Consider the following 18,217-nt stretch of genomic DNA (forward strand, 5'->3'; position numbering starts at 1 on the left):
ATAGACACCTATCTATAGGTAGATAGGTTTCTGTGCTTAGGTGATATAGCAGCTAGCCAAGCTTAGAATCGATCACGGATGTGAATCCTACGTCTAAGCTTGGCTAAGATGCATGATTAAGACTTGGAACGACATCGAACTTCTATGATGGAATGTAATCGAGGAGGATGGCTATCATGTTATACGAACTGCGGATTTACCATGTCGTACCGGGCCGGCTGCAGGCGATTCTGGATCGGTTCGAGAAGGATACGATTCGGATTTTCGCCAAGCACGGCATGAAGGTGACGAATTTCTGGGTCGATGCGGACGAATCGAAGAACGAGCTTTATTACGTCCTTGAGCATCCGGACGCGGCAGCGCGGGAACGGAACTTCCAAGCTTTTTCGAACGATCCGGAATGGCTCGACCTGAAGAAGAGAACGGAACTTAACGGTCCGCTTCATGAAGGCATCGATATCATCTATATGAAGAACGCGCCGTTTTTCCAATCGAAGTAAGGGTCGGCGTTTGATTTTCTATCGGATGGATGACTGAAAGCCTGCGGGGACACGACATGATGTCTGCTGCTTATCGCAATCCAGGGCGGGACCTTCCCGGTCTGGATTTTGCGTTGGCAAAATAACGGGGCATGAACCTTCGGAGAGCCGTTATCCGCGAAACGGCGATCGCAAGGAGGGAGGTTGACAAACTAGTATCCTATAAGTATATTATCTATGAATAGGATAAATACTAATTCTCGTTCTTTATCCTGTCGGATACGGAATCGAAAATCTTGAAGATACGGCCAATTATGAAGGGGGAAAATGAAAATGGGAACAGGGGAAACTAAAATGGAAATCGGCGTCGATACCTTCGTCGAAACGACGCCTGACGTGCATACGGGGGTGACGATAAGTCATGCGGAGCGAATGCGGGAGGTCGTGGAAGAAATCGTCCTGGCCGATAAGGTCGGGCTCGATATCTTCGGAATCGGCGAGCATCACCGGAAGGAATTCGGGGATTCCGCTACGGCCCTGATCTTGGCGGCGGCGGCTCCCATGACCAAGCGGATTCGCTTGACCAGCTCGGTCACCGTGCTCTCCGCAGCCGATCCCGTTCGCGTGTTTCAACAATTCGCGACGCTGGACGGATTATCCAACGGGCGTGCCGAGATGATCGTCGGCCGAGGCTCCATGGTCGACGCGTTTCCGTTATTCGGGTACGATTTGAACGACTACGAAGTGCTGTTCGAAGAGAAGCTGGAGCTGCTGCTGAAATTAAGAGAGTCGGAGAAGGTCACCTGGAAGGGCGGTCATCGCCCGGCATTCACGAATCTTGGCGTGTATCCGCGGCCGGTGCAGAATCCGCTGCCGGTCTGGGTCGGCAGCGGAGGGAATGCGGAATCGGCCGTACGCGCAGGCGTACACGGATTGCCGCTTGTCTTGGCCATCATCGGCGGAAGCCCGCTGCGGTTCGCGCCAATCGTGCACCTGTACAAGAAAGCCGCCGCCTCCGCGGGGCATGATGCTTCCAAATTACGCGTAGCCGTGCATTCCCTGGGCTTCGTCGCGGAGAGCACGCCGCTTGCGGTCGACCGGTATTTCCCTTCTACGCAGGCATCGTTCAATGCATTCGGCAAAGAACGCGGCTGGGGAGAATACACCAGGGCCAAATTCGATGCCGAACGCAGCCTGGAAGGAAGCCTCTTCGTCGGCGATCCCGAGGCGGTGGCGAACAAGATCATGTATATGCGCAAGCAGCTGGGCTTCACGCGCTTCTTCTTGCATATGCCCGTCGGCACGATGCCGCATCAGGACGTCATGAAGGCGATCGAGCTGTTAGGAACGGAAGTCGCGCCGCGAGTGCGGGAAGCGAATGCGAAATGGGAAGCCGAGCAATCCTGAACGTTGAACATGAACGAGGTGCAAATTCGGTCAGCAAGTTGCGAGGAGTGGCTTGCTCGTCCAATAAAAGAGATGGCTGAAACCGACGGTTTCGGCCATTTCTCTTTTTCGGTTACCCATAAGTTCGTCCAAGCCCAAAGTTGACTAGAGCACATCGATGCCTTGGCCGGGAATTAGCATAAATTTGGACGGAACATGAGAAAGTATACGTATTCGTGTTTATTTGGGGGGCTTGATCCGTGAAACCGTTCAGGAGAAGAACGCGCATGAAAGCCAGGTATTCGGCCGTAACGGAGCTCGATCATCCCGAACTGGAAGCGAACGATACAATCAAGGCGGACTTGGAGCAGAACGAAACCGTCTTCAAACGGCTGTTCCAGAATTGCTCCGATGTCGAATATCGGGAAATTCGAACCGCAGGCAGGCTGCAATGGCTTATCGTTTACATTTCGAGCTTGATCAATGAAGAAGTAGTCGATAATCATATCGTGAAGCATCTGATCGCCAAATGTTCGGAAGCGGATCACGCCGATCTTAGAAGCGCCGAAACGTTGAACGATCAAATGATTTCGGCGGGGTCGACGAAGATGACTGTCAACCTCAAAGAGATCGTAAGCAAAGTATTAAGCGGCTATGCCGCCGTCTTGACGAGAGCGGATGACCGCGCGGTGCTGGTGAAGGCAGCCGGCACGAAACAGCGCAGCCTGGAGGAACCCTCCTCGGAACCCGTCATACATGGTCCCAGGGATGGATTCATCGAGAATATTTCCACGAACATGGGACTCCTTCGTAACAGGCTCAGAACCCCGCGGCTGAAAATGGAGTCCTTCACAATTGGGGAGCTGTCGCAAACCGCAGTCATCATCTCCTATATAGCCGGTATTGCTGCCGAATCTCTGGTGGAGGAAGTCCGCAAGCGAGTCACGCGCATTCAAATCGACGGCATCCTCGACTCGGGCTACGTGGAGGAGTTTATCGAGGATTTGCCTTATTCGCCTTTCCCGCAGGTACATAGCACGGAGCGGCCCGACGTCGTGGCTGCCGAGCTTCTGGAAGGCAGGATCGCCATACTTGTCGATAATACTCCGTTCGTCTTGATCGTGCCCATGACGTTCTGGACAGGACTACAAGCTAGCGAGGACTACTATACGCGCTGGCCCATTGCGACCTTCGTGCGGTGGATCCGATTCTTGTTCATCTTCATCGCGGTCTTCGCTCCGCCTCTCTACGTAGCGGTGACGACGTTCCATCAGGAGATGATTCCGACGAATCTCGTGATCAGCATCGCTTCCGCGAGGGAAGCCGTTCCTTTCCCGGCGCTGGTCGAAGCGCTGCTGATGGAAATCACGTTCGAAGCGCTGCGCGAAGCCGGGATTCGTCTGCCGAAGCAAATCGGTCAAGCGGTCAGCATCGTAGGCGCGCTGGTCATCGGACAATCTGCCGTCATGGCGGGCATCATATCGGCGCCAGTCGTCATCATCGTATCCATCACGGGAATCGCGGCGTTCACGATCCCGCGCTACAGCTTCGCGAACGGCATCCGGTTACTGCGGTTTCCGATGCTGTTCTTAGCCGGCATGTTCGGGCTTTACGGCATCGTGCTCGGGTTTCTGGGCATTCTGCTACATGTCGCCTCCTTGCGTTCGTTCGGCGAACCGTATTTCAAGCCGATTCCGCTTTCTTTCACGAGCTTGAAGGATACGTTCATTCGGGCGCCGATTTGGGCGAAGACTAACCGTCCCATCCTGGGTGGAACCGACAATCCGTACCGTGAACCTCGGGGACAGAAGCCGGGCCCGTCACGCGGCGAGCAGTCTTCTTGACGCAAGTCCGATCTGTTCCACGGGAGATAAGGAGAAGGTATTATGAGACCGATGCTATGCACTTGTCTGCTCATTTCCGCGATGCTCGTCAGCGGCTGCTGGGACCGTACCGAAATCAACGATCTGGCGTTCATAACGGGATCCGCATTCGACTTAACGAAGGACAAGAAATTCCTATTATCCGTGCAGATCGCGGTTCCCTCTTCGAGCCAGGGAGGGCCGGAAGGCGCAGGAAACGGCACGCAAGAAAGGTTTTTTGTCCTGTCCGCCACCGGTAAAAATACGAACGATGCGTTTCAAAAAATCCAGCAGAAGAGCTCCCGCAAATTGTTCACCGCCCACCGCAGCGTGATTTTCGTCGGCGAAGCATTCGGGAGAGAGAAGGGAGTCAACGATGTTCTCGATGTTTATGCGCATGATCCGCGCCAGCGTCTCCGAACCTATATCATGGTCGTGAAGGGGGGAACGGCACTGGAAATCTTGCAAACGCATTATCCCTTCGAGCAAGTACCGATTGAAGCGGTCAAGGAAATGGAAGGACTGCGAAGCGAATTGGCGGTTACGCTGCGGGATTTTTTCGTCGAGGCGTCCGGCGAAGGCATCAATCCAGTAACCGGCGTGATCGAGGTCCAGCATTCGCCAGGGGGTTCCAACGACAAAAACAACATTTTCAAGCTGGCTGGCTCGGCCCTGTTCAAGGATTTGAAAGTCGTGGGATTCCTGGACGGGGTGGATACGGACGGATTCATGTGGGCGACGGATCGCATGAAGCACGGCAGGGTCAGCACCGAACTGCCTAACGGTGCCGGAATCGTGGGCGTGATGTTAAACCATGCCGATCGAAAAATCAAAGCGGAAGTAATCGGAGATCGGATTAAGGTGAACATTCGGCTCAGCGGGCAAGGCAGCCTGGTGGAAAACAATTCCGCGCTCGATATCAGCCGCCCGAAAAATGTTGCCCTCGTCGAAAAATGTTTGGAGAAGACAGTCCAGAAGCAAGTACGCAGCACGATCGACAAGCTTCAACGGCAATACAAAGTCGACAGTATCGGCTTCGGAAGAGACATCTACCAAAATCGGCCGAAGCAGTGGAATGCGGTAAAGTCACAATGGGACCCCAAATATCAGAATGCAGAAGTGTCCATCGAAGTAAAAATACAGCTTAAGGGATCAGGCATGGCGGGGCCCCCTCTGCAATTGAAAGATAAGGAGACGATCCACTAAATGATCCTTAAAATCGCCGGTTACATCCTTCTGGTCGCTATATGGTCGGTCGTCCGCATGCGATCTTTGCTGTACGAACGCAAAACCAAAGAAGCAGCCGTATACGGGCTGCTGATGGGCGTCTCGATCGTGATCGGCGCCTTGCTGATTGCAGGCGTGAAGCTGCCAAGCTTTACCGTTCCGTTCAAGCTATTGCTCGAACCGATCGGAAAACGTTTGTTAAAACAGTGAGCGGCGAACCTTTCTTTTGACCGTGTCGATCATGAGCAGCAATAAGGGCAATAGCGTCTGATTGAAAAAAGCCAAAAGGGGAAACGTAAAAACCAGGTAATTAAGCAGTTCAGCAGCGCTTGAAAAAATCCATACCGCGCCGATAATCGACAGCAGCGCGGTCGGAAGCACGATTTCCCGATAATGCTTCATGTCGAACAACTGGCTGATGCATAAGCACAGGATAAACAACGAGACCGAAACCTTCACGAAACAACCCAGCACCCACATCGATACGGCAATCGCTTCCAGCCGTTCGAAAGAGCCTTCGATGCCGATATATTGGACCACGCTTAAGAAGGAATACGTTAATTTGCCCGTCAGCGGACCGAGGACCATGATGGTCAGCGAAACGATGAACAGCGAAGAACAGGTGATGCCGAGCAGCGCAAGGAGCGATACCTTCCGGGCTTTCTGAGGTTTATTCATGTAGGGAAGAAGCCAACCTATGAGAAAGAGCTGATTCATGAAGCCGCCGGCGGGGCTGATCGCCGCTTGCAATACAGGGACAATCCCGCCGCCCAGGACCGGCTTGAGTTGCTGCGGATTGGCGTCCAAGGCCGTAAGGATCAAGAGGGGGAGCAAGAAAACGAGAATCAGCAGCGTAAGAAACTCGTTGGTTCTCCCGATCACTTCGATGCCCGCGGCGGCAGCCAATCCGCATAAGATCATGAACGTGGCGTTAATGACGAGGGAAGGGCTCTTGGGAAGCAGAAGCGTCGAAATAAACCCCGTATGCTGCATCGTGATCGTCGATATCGATACGAACCAATAATAAATGTAATTGACCGCGACCAGCTTGCCCAGCCAGGTTCCGACGATTCTCGTGCTGTATTGGGTAATCGTTAATCCGGGATATCGATTGCCGAGCGCGATCATGACCCAAATCGTGATCAATCCTGTCGCTGCCGCGGGAATGATGGACATCCAGGCATTTTGTTTGCCGAACATGACCATGATCGAGGGAACGGTTAGCATGTTCGTGGAAACGATGAAGGTAAACATTAAATAGCCCATTTGGGTACTGGTGATTTTCTCGGAAGTTTGCATGCTCGCGCACTCTCCTTTCTTCGCAGAGGTGTTTCAAGTATCGGCGGTTTGACAGCCAAATATACCCAGCCGTTGGAGTGCAAGCCCCTAACCTCCGAGTCCAATACGAATGAATAAGGAGCTCAAACATGACACGAATTTCGATGAAACCAAGTCTATTGACGTTCATTAACGTATTCACGGTCGAGCCTGCCAATCAGGAACGTCTGGTCGAGCTGCTGACGCAAGTCACGAACGTATCGGTCCGCCATGCGCCGGGATTTATTTCCTGCGCCTTGCATCGAAGCCTTGACGGGACCAAAGTAACCATGTACGCGCAATGGAGAAGCAAGGAAGATTACGAAGCGATGCGAGGCGACCCTCGGCCGCTGCCGTATCTTCAGGAAGCATTGACGATCGCCAAGTTCGAGCCGTGCATGTATGAAGTCGTCGGAACCTTCGAACCTGCCGCCGAATAATGCCGCAGCTACTTGACATCCGTCTCCGGCTCGTACTAATGTTAGTGCCAAGAGGTGGAGTTAATGAGTAAACGGCAGGATATAATGGCGGCCACGCTCGACTTGATTCATGAAGAGGGGCTGCAGGCGGTTACGTTTTCCAAGATCTTCAAGCGGGCGAACGTAGGATCCGGCACGATCTACAACTATTTCGAAAATAAAGAAGAAATCGTAAATGCGCTCTATCGAGAGGCGCGGCTGTTAATGGGCGAGTACCTGTTGAAGGATTACAACCCGGAAGCAAGCTTGTATGAGCGTTTTAAATGCTTGCAGCTGAATAGGCTCCAGTTCGGCATTCAATGTCCCAAGGAGTACTTGTTCATCGACGCGTTCTCCTTCTCGCCCTATATCTCGCCCGAATTGCGCAGCATGGACGATGCCCATCAATCGCGGGAAGTCGTGATCTCCCTGATCGTGGAGGGACAGAAGCAGGGAATCTTCAGGGAAATGGATTCCCATCTGTGCCATCAGCTCATTCACGGCATCATTTCTTCCATCCTGAAAGGTTACTACGTGCAGAAATATCCGCTCAACGAGCTCCAGATGCAGCAAATTCTAGAGGCATCATGGAAAACGATACTGGTGTAAAACAGCCCTTTGGACGTTATGTCCGAAGGGCTGTTTTGTGCGTATAGATCGGAATTTTTATTCCAAATTCTCGTTATGCATCACGATATAATCAGAAACTTTTATCGAGTGGAAATTGATTAATTAAGGAAAAACGGCAAGTATTCGACGGTAATGGGTGCGTATATCATTAGTCAGCTAAAAAGATCGCAAATAAGAGGTTGGAATATACATTCCAAAAAAGTCTTGACGATAAGCCGTAAAGGATCTATACTGACGTTGTTGGAATAAACATTCCAAACTAAAGGCGTACAAGGAGGACAACTAGATGACGAAAGTTTGGCTGATTACGGGAAGCTCCAGAGGATTTGGCCGCAGTCTTGCGGAAGCGGTGCTCGCCAAGGGCGATCGGCTTGTCGCAACGGCGCGCAGAACGGAACAGATCGCCGATCTCGCGGAACGATACGGAGACCAAGTCCATATCTTTCCGTTAGACGTAACAAGCTTCGATCAGGCGGACGCTGCCGTGAAAGCCGCGTTCGATCATTTTGGACGTTTGGACGTCCTTGTGAATAACGCCGGTTACGGCAATGTCTCTTCGATCGAGGAGACGACGATGGAAGATTTCCGCGCGCAAGCGGAGACGAACCTCTGGGGCGTCGTGAACGTGACGAAAGCCGCGCTGCCGCTCCTGAGAGAACAGGGCCATGGGCACATCGTTCAATTCTCCTCCATCGGCGGACGTACGGGCGCTCCGGGACTTGGACCGTACCAGATGGCGAAATGGGCAGTGGAAGGCTTCTCCGAGGTATTGTCCAAAGAAGTGGCCCCGCTTGGCTTGAAGGTGACGTTGATCGAACCGGGCGGATTCCGAACGGATTGGGCAGGCTCGTCCATGCAGCATGTCGAGCCTCGCGACGAGTACAAAGACACGGTCGGCGGTCTGCTGAAGCATCTGCGCGACGTGACCGGCAAGGAAAACGGCGATCCGGAAAAAGCCGCGCAAGCGATTATCGCGATCGTGAACGAGGAGAATCCGCCGCTTCGCCTGCTCCTCGGCAGCGATGCGGTCGCGATCGCGAACGCGGTGGACGCCGGCAAGCTGGCAGAAACGAAGCGCTGGGAGAAGCTGAGCCTGTCGACCGACTTTAAGGCCAAGGAATTGGACTCGGCCGTAACGCGCATGTACGACGAGATGGGCGACTAATCGAAGCAGAACAGAGAGGAGCAGCCGCATTGAACAGAAGCGCCAAGATTTCGTTATTATCGTTGGCGATTACGACTACCTTCGGCACCATGATGGCCGCGCCTGCCGTAAAACCGCTTGCCGTTGCTTTTCCGGATACAAGCGCACTGCTCGTATCGTGGGTCGTCACGCTTTCTTCGTTATTTATTTTGCCGACGTTGTTCATAGCGGGCCGACTCGGCAGGCGATTCCCGCGGAAGAACATCCTGCTGGCCGGCTTGCTGTTGTATACCTTCGGCGGCGTCGGCCCGGCATTCATGCATTCCTTTACGATGATACTGGCGTGCAGGGCGATCTTGGGTCTAAGCATCGGATTGATCTCGCCAACGTTCAACACGCTGATCGCCGAGAGTTTTCAAGGCGAAGCGCGGTTGCGGATGAACGGCTTGCAGACTTCCATAAACGGGATCGGAGGGGCGATATTCCTGTGTATCGGCGGCATAATCGCCTCGATGGGGTGGAGAGAGGTATTTCTCACGTATTTTTACGCGATTGGGTTAATCGTCCTGACGCTCCTGTTTCTTCCCAAGTTCCCGCCTGTTCCGAGGGAGCCGGGTGCGGGAGTTACGGTTCGACTGCCGAAGTTCTTCTACGCCGTTGCGATTGCGGGCGGCATCCATGCGATGTTGTTCAGCTTGATTCCGGCGAATCTCTCGTTGTTCCTGGCTGGCAACGGAATCGGCAATGTCGCTTCGACCGGATATTTGACCGCCTTCGCACTGATAGGCGTATGTATCGGAGGACTCGCGATATCGCGGTTGATCGGCGCATTCGGGAAGCGGCTCGTGCCGCTCGATCTGATCGTCATGGCAGGCGGTTTCCTGCTCGTCAGTCAAGCGCATGCGGTGTGGACGGTCGCGGCGGGCGTATTCTTGATCGGATTGGCGGAGGGCATGCTGTTCCCGCTGTCCTTCATGAAGACGGCGGAGGTCGTGCCGAGAGGCGGCTTGCCGACGGGAATCTCGCTGCTGCTCGCATCCGTGTATGCGTGTCAATTCCTTAGCCCGTTGTTCGTGAGAGGGGTCGAAGCGCTGCTCGGCACGGAGTCCGCTCGCGGCGTATTCCTGCTGGCGGCTCTCGGGCTGACGGCGGCGGCGATCGCGTTTGTGCCTTTTGTACGAAACCGGAGACAGCCGGCGGAGCGTATGGTTCAACTGTAAGAAAATAGTCGGTTATCCGTAAATGATGAAAAAATGAAGCTGTAAAAACAGGCTGAGTCTATCCATAAAATGATTAAACAATAAAGCTAGGCATACAAAAATAAACGTAGGCGGTGTTAGGAATGAAGTACATCGATCACATCTATATGAACGGGCATTTCGTTGCCCCGCGGGGCACGGACCGTCAGGAACTAATTGATCCTTCTACGCGCGAAATCATCGGTAGCGCGGCACTCGGAAACGAAGAGGATGCCAAGCTTGCCATCGCGGCGGCGAAATCCGCCTTCGCGTCCTTCTCGAAAACAAACGCGGAGGAAAGAGCCGCTATGCTGCAGCGTCTGAACGATGCCGTGCTGGAACGGATCGAAGATTTAGCCGAAGCCAACATTCTCGAATACGGCGCACCGCGAATGGCGGCCGTCGGCCGCGTGAAGCTGGCTGCGGCGAACTTTCTCGACAGCAAGGAAGCGCTGGAGCAATTCGAGTTCGTCCGCTATATCGGCAAAGCCAAAGTGGTATCCGAGCCGGTAGGCGTTATCGGTATTATCACGCCGTGGAACGCAAGCTATTCGCAAATTACCGCCAAGCTGGGCGCGGCGATCGCGGCCGGAAGCACGGTCGTCATCAAGCCGAGCGAATTAAGCGCCCTGCAGACCCAGCTGCTCACGGAATGCTTCGATGCAGCGGGCATTCCGGCCGGCGTCATCAACGTCGTAAATGGCCTAGGGGCAACGGTTGGCGCCGAACTGACACGCAATCCGGACGTCGCGATGATCAACTTCACCGGTTCGACGCGGGTCGGCAAAGAAATCCGCAGAGCTTCGATCGATACGATGAAGCGGGTAACGCTGGAGCTCGGCGGCAAGTCCCCGAATATCATCCTGGACGATGCCGATTTCGCCAAAGCCATTCCGGCAGCCGTCCGATCCTGCTACTTGAATAACGGGCAAGCCTGCGTAGCCGGCACCCGATTGTTCGTTCCGGAGCATCGGCTCGAAGAGGTGAAGAAGCTGGCCCGCGAAGCGGTGGAAGCGTTGAAGGTCGGCCTCCCATCCGAAGCCGATACGGTGCTGGGTCCGATCGTCACGGAGAAGCAATACGATCAAGTGCAGCATTATATTAGAGCCGGCATTCGGGAAGGCGCGGAGCTGGTCGTCGGCGGGGAAGGCCACCCTGCCGGGCTGGAGCAGGGGAACTTCGTAAGACCGACGGTATTCGCCCACGTCACCGAAGACATGACGATCGCGAAGGAAGAAATCTTCGGGCCGGTACTCTCGATACTGACCTATACGACGGAGGAAGAGGCCGTAACCATGGCCAATAATACGGATTACGGCTTAGGTGCCTATATCAGCACGACCAACCTGGAGAAGGCAAGCGAGCTGGCATCCCGCATTCAAGCCGGCGTCGTGCTCATCAATGGCGCGGGCTTCGAGATGAAAGCGCCGTTCGGCGGCTTCAAGCATTCCGGCATCGGCCGCGAGTACGGCATTTACGGGCTGGAGGACTGCCTGGAGACCAAGACGATTACGGGTTTCGATTTGTTGATGTAAGCTCTGACCGAGCCGAGGCCGTGAACCTACGTGAACGACAAAAAAAACAGGCACCGGGGTAGCAATGGCTCCGGCGTCACCGATTGACGCCACCGATTGACGTCACCGATTGACGTCACCGAATGAAGTCACCGATTGAAGAGAACCCCGCGTTTTTCCAAAACGGCGGGTTTCTCTTTTTTTTGTTTGAAGCTCGATCTCGGGGCATTGGCGGACGACGTCTGACGCCGAACACCGAACGTCGAATACCAAACGCCGAACACCGAACGTCGAATACCAAACGCCGAATGCCAAGCGCCGAACGCCGAACGCCAAACGACAACGGTGTAATGCCTAACGCTTGTCAGTGACGCTATTCCCCAAAAAATACGGCTAAAAAAACGCTAACGCTTCTCATAGACGTTATTAGGTGTTTAGAGGCTGATTTGCATAAGGAAATCTCGAAATAAGCCTCCTGGCAGGCGTTAGCGTTTTAGAATGGGCATTTTGAGCCGATTAACCGTCTGGGCAACCGTTAGACGCAAGGTGTGCACGTTCGTTCCCGCAAGCAGGATTGTCGTTAGCCGACTGCATCAGCAATCAGCAGATTAGCCCCTGTCGATACTCGGTGCATCAAGTTGAACGGTACGGTTCGCAATACGCGGAAGCAGCTGATGGTTGTCGTCACGTGTAAGGCAGCTGCATTCTCCTATCACGCGAAGAACGGTTATCGGACTAGTTCAAAGGCAACCGCCGTTTCGAACGCCGGATTCCTCCCATATGCTGATTTATAGCGTGATCGCGCTATGGATTCATGTAACATCAGGTAATCTATTAAAGGAGGCTCTACAAATGGGTAAATTTCTGGACATGAGAGTTTCCGAGAACTCTAACGTATACGGTTTCCCCGCCACGCCGGTCACGTCAACGCCGGCACTTGTCGGAGTGATCGGACTTCAGACGCAAAACATTGCCGGAACGGGCACGAACGGCTTGATCGTTAATCTTGCGGGTACCGTTGGCGTCGACACCAGTTCCGGAGACGGAGGTACGTTTATTGTGAATATCCAGCGCGGCGCGACGACCGTGTACGGCGGAGGAGACATCATCTATACGGCCGAAGTTACGGCCGCAGGCTTCGCTCCGGCTAATTTGATCTCGTTCAACGCCGTTGATTTGAACGCGCCGGCATTGCTGGAAACACAATACACGATGTTCTTCAGCGCGACGTATTCGTCGCCGACACCGCCGAACTTGGACAGGGTGGGGCCCGAGTGTTTTACCGGAATCGCGATGGACGGCTCGGTATCTCCCTCTTGATTAAACTGGACGGTTGGTTCCGTTGATCACGATCAGCCTCTGTATGATTGTCAAGAACGAAGCGCATACCCTCGCGAAATGCCTGGACAGCGCGGCTTCCCTAGTAGACGAGATCGTCATCGTCGATACGGGATCTACGGATCGGACCAAAGCGATAGCCCGGCAATACACGCGGCGGATTTATGATTTTAGTTGGATCGACGATTTCGCCGCGGCGCGAAACGTTTCCTTCAGCCATGCGAGGATGGATTATATTTTATGGCTGGATGCCGATGATCAATTATCCGCCGACGCGCAAGACAAGCTCCGTCATATCAAACGGACGCTGCCCGGCGAAGTGGATTCCGTTGCCATGGACTACCACTTATCCTTCGACCGTTGGGGAAACCCGACCGCCAGCTGTCGCCGGAACCGGCTGGTCAAACGGAGCAATCGCGACCTATGGATCGGAGCCGTTCATGAATATTTGGAGCTCGGCCCGCACGCTCGAATCCTGATTAGCGATATCGCGATCTCACACGTCAAGAACAAGCCGCTGACGGATCGCAATTTATTGATCTATAACCAATTAATTGATCGAGGCGTCGCGCTTCCGCCTCGCGACATGTTGTTGTACGGCAACGAACTCCTGTTGAACGGTCATTACGAACAAGCAGTCGAGTACTATCTTCGATTGCTGGACGACGAGCGGGCATTGCCCGAAGAAAAAATATCGGCCTGCGGACAATTAGCCTTATGCGCGCATTATCGAGGCGATCTCAAGTCGCAAATGCGCTACCTTCTCCGATCGTTCGCGCATGGCCTCCCTAACGCCGAGACATGCTGCAGAATCGGTAACCTGTTTTTCGATGAGCAACGATGGGAATTAGCGGCCTATTGGTTCATGACCGCCTTGGGGCTGGAGAAGCCGGTGCATGCATGGGGCATCGTCTGCCCGCCATACGCGACGTGGATTCCGCATCTGCAGCTCGCGATCTGCATGGGCAAGTTGGGTATGATCGAACGAGCCTACGGGCACAACGAGCAGGCGCGCGCCTATCTGCCGGAAGATTCGGCAATTCTCCACAACAAAAGGCTGTTGGAAGGCCTCTTGCAGCCGCGTCATTTATCCCCGTAAACCACCGTTGACCATTTCAAGAAGAATGAAAACAGCCACCTGTAACCAATGGCTGTTTTTTTGTTTGTGGCCCGTTTTTTAGGCGACGGAGAAAGCGGCCCAAACGCCAAACGCCAAACGCCAAACCCCAACCCCCAAACGCCAAACGCCAAACCCCAAACCCCAAACCCCAAACCCCAAACGCCAACCCCCAACCCCCAACCCCCAACCCCCAACCCCCAACCCCCAACCCCCAACCCCCAACCCCCAACCCCCAACCCCCAACCTCCAACCCCCAACCCCCAACCCCCCAACCCCCAACCCCCAACCCCCAACCCCCAACCCCCAACCCCCAACCCCCAACCCCCAACCCCCAACCCCCAACCCCCAACCCCCAAACCCCAAACCCCAAACCCCAAACCCCCTGACGAACGCCTAAAGCCCAAGGTCTAACACCTGACGCCAAACGCCAAACAGTAAAATTTAACGATTGCCAGCGTCGCTATTCGCCTGAAAATACGGCTAAATAAACGCTAACGCTTCTCACAAGCCTTATTAGGTGGTTAGAAGCTGATTTGCATGAGCAAATCTCGAAATAAGCCTCCTGGCAGGCGTTAGCAATTTAAAATGGGCATTTTGAGCCGATTAACCGTCTGGGCAACCGTTAGCCGCAAGGTGTCCTAGGTTTATCCCCGCAATCGGGTGATGACAGGTGAGCAGCGCCCCGGCATCTCAGGCAGACCCCGGTATCCCAAGGCAGACCGCCCCGGCATCCAGGCAGTCTGTCCCGGCATCCCAGGCAGACCGTCCCGTCATCCCAGGCAGACCGCCACGGTATTCCTGGTCCAGGCAAAACCGCCTCGGCATCATAGGCTGACCGCCGTAGCTGTCGGCTGCGGGACGGCAACCTTCTCGTAACCTGAAAAGGCGTAGGTGGATTCGCCCATCCCCGAAAGGCATATTTTGACTATTAGGGAACAATCTATATGCAATCAGAGCGATTGCGGGCGTTTCACCCGACGATGCGGAAATCGCTCGACTGGGAGGCCGAATACGGCAAGGTCGACGATCAAGTCAGCGTCCAAGTCCACATTCAACTACCGGGGGTATCAAGTGGAGAATGGAGTTTCCGCGACGCATAAACGTTGTTGACATGACACTGAATGGTGTCCTATAATCAAAAGAGACACCGAACGTAGTCCGATTATTGAAGATCAAGACCATTAGGAGAGGGTGTTGTGAGCGATAACAACCCGCTGCGGGATGTATTCGGCGCGATTGCGGACCCGACGAGACGCCGCCTCGTTCGTCTGCTTGCAGAGGCGGAGGAGATACCGCTCCATGAATTGACGGGCCAGTTCAACATGGGGCGGACGGCGGTCTCCAAGCATTTGGCGATTCTGAAAGAAGCCGGGCTGGTGCTTGACCGCAAAGTCGGCAGGGAAACGCGATTCCGGCTAAATGCCGCACCGCTCCGGGAGATTCAGGATTGGGTCGGATTTTACAGCCGATTTTGGAGCGCGAACATGATGCGCTTGAATCAGCTGCTCGAAGAGGAAGAAGAATGAGGTTGGCCTGCGCATTGAATGATCGGAAATCGACAACGAACCTAGAAGGAACAGGTGCCGGACCAATAATAGAGGCTTGACGGAAGGATGCGAAGCATGAACGAATCGAATCAGGAGTACATCGTGATCGCGGGTGCGAGGGAGAACAACCTGAAGAACGTATCCTTGCGCATTCCGAAGCGGAAAATCACGATCTTCACCGGGGTATCCGGGTCCGGCAAATCGTCGATCGTCTTCGATACGATCGCCGCGGAATCGACGCGATTGCTGAACGAGAACTTCAGCATGTTCGTGCGTACGTTCCTGCCCCGCGTTCCGCAGCCGGATACGGACGCGATCGAGAATCTGAGCATGGCCGTTATCGTGGATCAGAAGCGGCTCGGCGGCGGCTCGCATTCCACGATGGGCACGATTACCGATATTTCTCCCATTCTCCGCCTTCTCTTTTCCCGGGCGGGCCAACCCTACGTCGGACCCGTGAACCTGTTTTCGTTCAACGATCCGCAAGGGATGTGCCCCGAGTGCAGCGGCATTGGCCGCCGGCTGGGCGTCGACATGAACAGGGCCGTCGACATGTCCAAGTCGTTGAGTGAAGGAGCGGTCATGCTGCCGGACTATTCGGTGAACGGCTGGGAATGGAACATGATCGTGCAGTCGGGGCCCTTCGATCCCGACAAGAAGCTGAGCGATTACCCGGAAGCGGAGCTCGAGCAGCTGCTGTACGGCAAGGCGAGAAAAGTAGAGATGGATTTTGCCGGGAAAGCCGTCAACGTCACGGTGGAAGGGATTCTCGAGAAATTCACCAACAAGTACATCAAGCAGGATGTGAAGACGAAATCCGAGCGCACGCAGAAGACCGTTGCGCCGTTCATCACCGAGGGGCCTTGCTCCAGCTGCCGCGGCGCGAGACTGAGTCAAGCTGCGCTGGGCTGCAGGATCAACGGCCGGAACATAGCGGAGCTGTCCGCCATGGAAGTCGGAGAGCTGATCCGCGTCGTGCGAGAGATCGATGATCCCATCGCCGCGCCCATCGTCAAGTCGCTGACGGAGCGGCTGCAGCATCTGGTGGATATCGGACTGGATTACTTGACGCTGGATCGCGAGACGGATACGCTGTCCGGCGGCGAATCGCAGCGCGTCAAGATGGTGAAGCATCTGAGCGGCAGTCTCGTCGATGTTACTTACATCTTCGACGAGCCCAGCATCGGCCTGCATCCCCGCGACGTTCACCGATTGGTCGGGCTGCTGCGGAAGCTGCGCGACAAGGGCAATACCGTCATCGTCGTCGAACATGATCCCGATGTCATCAAGGTCGCCGATCATATTGTCGACGTCGGTCCGCATGCCGGCAGCCGAGGCGGAACCATCGTGTATGAAGGCAGCTACCAAGGTCTGATGGAAGCGGGTACGCTGACAGGTACCCATTTGAAACGCGAGATTCGCTTGAAGCAAGACTGCAGGCAGCCTTCCGGCAAGCTGCCGATCAAGCATGCGACGCTGCACAATCTGCGGAACGTGAGCGTCGACCTCCCGACTGGCGTGCTGACCGTCGTTACGGGCGTCGCGGGTTCAGGCAAGAGCACGCTCATCGGCGACGTATTCCTAAGTCAGCATTCGGATGCGATCGTCATCGATCAATCGGCGATCGGCGTGTCCACGCGCTCGAATCCCGCCACGTACACGGGCATCATGGATGACGTGCGCAAAGCGTTCGCCTCCGCCAACAAAGTGAATCAAGGCTTGTTCAGCTTCAATTCCAAGGGGGCATGCGAGAACTGCCAAGGGCTCGGCGTCGTCTATACGGATCTGGCTTTCCTCGAGAGCGTGAAGCTGCCATGCGAGGCATGCGGCGGCAGGCGGTTCAAGGAAGAAGTGCTCGCCTACAAGCTGGATGGCCGATCCATTGCTGATGTGCTGGAGATGACGGTGGAGCAGGCTTTGGATTTCTTCCAGCTCAAAGAAGTCGTGCGCAAGCTTCAGGCGATGAGCGACGTAGGGCTCAACTATATTACGCTCGGCCAGCCGCTAAGCACGCTCTCGGGCGGGGAATGCCAGCGGATCAAGCTCGCCAGCGAGCTGCACAAGAAAGGCAGCATCTACGTCATGGACGAACCGACGACCGGCCTCCATATGTCGGATATCGGCCACCTGCTCGCGATCATGAACCGTCTCGTGGATGCCGGCAATACGGTCATCGTCATCGAGCATAATCTCGAGGTGATCAGCCAAGCGGATTGGATCATCGACATGGGGCCGGACGGAGGCAGCAAGGGCGGACAGCTGGTGTTCGAGGGCACGCCTGCGCAGATCGTTCATGCGGAGCACTCGATTACGGGGCATTATTTGGCGTAAGTCGTGGGCGATAAGAGAAATTAAACGAGTCGATTAAGGAAGGGGAACCTTATGTATATCGTGTTCGTAATCTTAGAAAGTTTTCTGATCGTCTCCATGACCTTCGGAGGCGCGAGCAAGCTCACCGGCGCGAAAGCGTTCGTCGAAATGTTCGATAAGCTGGGGCTGCCGCAATGGTTTCGCGTGGTTACGGGGGTCGTTCAACTCGCCGGGGCTGCCGGACTTGTATTCGGGTACTGGTACCCGTCCGTGGGGGCATGGGCGGGCATATGGCTCGGCGTCACGATGCTCGTCGGATGTCTCTTGCATTTCAGAGTCAAGCATCCGATCGGCGAAGCGGTTCCGTCGTTCGTCCTGACTTCGATCGCGACGATCATGATCCTCATGCACGCGCTGGAGGCACCGCATCCTTTTCAATAACGAACCGGCTGATGGCAATGTTGGCAATCCTATATGAATGCGAATACGAATATGAAAACCGAGGACGATCATTCCCTAGAGGGGAACGGTCGTCTTTTTTGCTGCGCCTCATGCAGGAAGATTATTATTCTTATTCGTAATATTGACGATTAAGAGAGACTCTGCTATCGTTACTTAAGCGTAATAATTACAATTAAAAAATAGCA

The 18,217-nt window shown here is 54.6% G+C and carries 16 protein-coding genes; 15 read left to right on the forward strand and 1 reads right to left on the reverse strand.

Annotated elements, in window-relative coordinates:
* Window positions 1-176 precede the first annotated feature (176 nt).
* From GT003_RS10450 to GT003_RS10470, 5 genes are all read left to right on the forward strand, one after another.
* Complete coding sequence (locus GT003_RS10450) at window positions 177-500, forward strand: NIPSNAP family protein (RefSeq protein WP_161697190.1); 324 nt, start codon at window positions 177-179, stop codon at window positions 498-500.
* 333 nt (window positions 501-833) lie between these two features.
* Complete coding sequence (locus tag GT003_RS10455) at window positions 834-1,886, forward strand: Atu2307/SP_0267 family LLM class monooxygenase (protein WP_161697339.1); 1,053 nt, start codon at window positions 834-836, stop codon at window positions 1,884-1,886.
* A gap of 266 nt (window positions 1,887-2,152) precedes the next feature.
* A complete protein-coding gene (locus GT003_RS10460) occupies window positions 2,153-3,709 on the forward strand; it encodes a spore germination protein (RefSeq protein ID WP_170312177.1) in 1,557 nt (518 codons plus the stop codon).
* 42 nt (window positions 3,710-3,751) lie between these two features.
* Window positions 3,752-4,933: a Ger(x)C family spore germination protein gene (locus GT003_RS10465; RefSeq protein ID WP_161697194.1), complete on the forward strand. Its 1,182-nt coding sequence runs from the start codon at window positions 3,752-3,754 to the stop codon at window positions 4,931-4,933.
* Window positions 4,934-5,164: a hypothetical protein gene (locus GT003_RS10470; protein WP_161697197.1), complete on the forward strand. Its 231-nt coding sequence runs from the start codon at window positions 4,934-4,936 to the stop codon at window positions 5,162-5,164.
* Here the strand turns inward: GT003_RS10470 and GT003_RS10475 are convergent.
* Entirely contained in the window at window positions 5,153-6,253 is a 1,101-nt protein-coding gene (locus GT003_RS10475; protein ID WP_161697199.1) for a GerAB/ArcD/ProY family transporter, read from the reverse strand. The two genes, GT003_RS10470 and GT003_RS10475, sit on opposite strands and share 12 nt — an antisense overlap.
* Before the next feature lie 128 nt (window positions 6,254-6,381).
* Here GT003_RS10475 and GT003_RS10480 point away from each other — a divergent pair, with 128 nt between their 5' ends.
* From GT003_RS10480 to GT003_RS10530, 10 genes are all read left to right on the forward strand, one after another.
* Window positions 6,382-6,711, forward strand: a complete 330-nt coding sequence (locus GT003_RS10480) for an antibiotic biosynthesis monooxygenase family protein (RefSeq protein WP_204798889.1) — start codon at window positions 6,382-6,384, stop codon at window positions 6,709-6,711.
* Window positions 6,712-6,774: 63 nt separating this feature from the next.
* On the forward strand, window positions 6,775-7,338 hold the full coding sequence (locus GT003_RS10485) for a TetR/AcrR family transcriptional regulator (RefSeq protein ID WP_161697201.1): 564 nt from the start codon (window positions 6,775-6,777) through the stop codon (window positions 7,336-7,338).
* A 307-nt stretch (window positions 7,339-7,645) separates the two neighbouring features.
* Window positions 7,646-8,524 carry an oxidoreductase gene (locus GT003_RS10490; protein WP_161697203.1) on the forward strand — a complete coding sequence of 293 codons (879 nt, stop codon included), beginning with the start codon at window positions 7,646-7,648 and terminating at the stop codon, window positions 8,522-8,524.
* A gap of 29 nt (window positions 8,525-8,553) precedes the next feature.
* Entirely contained in the window at window positions 8,554-9,723 is a 1,170-nt protein-coding gene (locus GT003_RS10495; protein ID WP_161697205.1) for an MFS transporter, read from the forward strand.
* Window positions 9,724-9,845: 122 nt separating this feature from the next.
* On the forward strand, window positions 9,846-11,276 hold the full coding sequence (locus GT003_RS10500) for an aldehyde dehydrogenase family protein (protein ID WP_161697207.1): 1,431 nt from the start codon (window positions 9,846-9,848) through the stop codon (window positions 11,274-11,276).
* 831 nt (window positions 11,277-12,107) lie between these two features.
* On the forward strand, window positions 12,108-12,575 hold the full coding sequence (locus GT003_RS10505) for a hypothetical protein (RefSeq protein ID WP_161697209.1): 468 nt from the start codon (window positions 12,108-12,110) through the stop codon (window positions 12,573-12,575).
* Window positions 12,576-12,618: 43 nt separating this feature from the next.
* Window positions 12,619-13,692 (forward strand): glycosyltransferase family 2 protein, encoded by a 1,074-nt coding sequence (locus GT003_RS10510; RefSeq protein ID WP_161697211.1) that lies wholly within the window; start codon window positions 12,619-12,621, stop codon window positions 13,690-13,692.
* Between the two features lie 1,217 nt (window positions 13,693-14,909).
* Complete coding sequence (locus GT003_RS10520; RefSeq protein WP_161697213.1) at window positions 14,910-15,239, forward strand: metalloregulator ArsR/SmtB family transcription factor; 330 nt, start codon at window positions 14,910-14,912, stop codon at window positions 15,237-15,239.
* A gap of 96 nt (window positions 15,240-15,335) precedes the next feature.
* Window positions 15,336-17,591, forward strand: a complete 2,256-nt coding sequence (locus GT003_RS10525; RefSeq protein ID WP_161697215.1) for an ATP-binding cassette domain-containing protein — start codon at window positions 15,336-15,338, stop codon at window positions 17,589-17,591.
* A gap of 51 nt (window positions 17,592-17,642) precedes the next feature.
* A complete protein-coding gene (locus GT003_RS10530) occupies window positions 17,643-18,011 on the forward strand; it encodes a DoxX family protein (RefSeq protein ID WP_161697217.1) in 369 nt (122 codons plus the stop codon).
* Window positions 18,012-18,217 lie beyond the last annotated feature (206 nt).

Origin of the sequence: Paenibacillus sacheonensis (assembly GCF_009909195.1) — a bacterium.
GTDB lineage: Bacteria > Bacillota > Bacilli > Paenibacillales > Paenibacillaceae > Paenibacillus_Z > Paenibacillus_Z sacheonensis.

Bases quoted from the DNA above. Each gene is read 5' to 3' on its own strand.
- GT003_RS10450 (WP_161697190.1), top strand. From the start codon at position 177: ATGTTATACGAACTGCGGATTTACCATGTCGTACCGGGCCGGCTGCAG.
- GT003_RS10455 (WP_161697339.1), top strand. From the start codon at position 834: ATGGAAATCGGCGTCGATACCTTCGTCGAAACGACGCCTGACGTGCAT.
- GT003_RS10460 (WP_170312177.1), top strand. From the start codon at position 2,153: ATGAAAGCCAGGTATTCGGCCGTAACGGAGCTCGATCATCCCGAACTG.
- GT003_RS10465 (WP_161697194.1), top strand. From the start codon at position 3,752: ATGAGACCGATGCTATGCACTTGTCTGCTCATTTCCGCGATGCTCGTC.
- GT003_RS10470 (WP_161697197.1), top strand. From the start codon at position 4,934: ATGATCCTTAAAATCGCCGGTTACATCCTTCTGGTCGCTATATGGTCG.
- GT003_RS10475 (WP_161697199.1), bottom strand. From the start codon at position 6,253: ATGCAAACTTCCGAGAAAATCACCAGTACCCAAATGGGCTATTTAATG.
- GT003_RS10480 (WP_204798889.1), top strand. From the start codon at position 6,382: ATGACACGAATTTCGATGAAACCAAGTCTATTGACGTTCATTAACGTA.
- GT003_RS10485 (WP_161697201.1), top strand. From the start codon at position 6,775: ATGAGTAAACGGCAGGATATAATGGCGGCCACGCTCGACTTGATTCAT.
- GT003_RS10490 (WP_161697203.1), top strand. From the start codon at position 7,646: ATGACGAAAGTTTGGCTGATTACGGGAAGCTCCAGAGGATTTGGCCGC.
- GT003_RS10500 (WP_161697207.1), top strand. From the start codon at position 9,846: ATGAAGTACATCGATCACATCTATATGAACGGGCATTTCGTTGCCCCG.
- GT003_RS10505 (WP_161697209.1), top strand. From the start codon at position 12,108: ATGGGTAAATTTCTGGACATGAGAGTTTCCGAGAACTCTAACGTATAC.
- GT003_RS10510 (WP_161697211.1), top strand. From the start codon at position 12,619: ATGATTGTCAAGAACGAAGCGCATACCCTCGCGAAATGCCTGGACAGC.
- GT003_RS10525 (WP_161697215.1), top strand. From the start codon at position 15,336: ATGAACGAATCGAATCAGGAGTACATCGTGATCGCGGGTGCGAGGGAG.
- GT003_RS10530 (WP_161697217.1), top strand. From the start codon at position 17,643: ATGTATATCGTGTTCGTAATCTTAGAAAGTTTTCTGATCGTCTCCATG.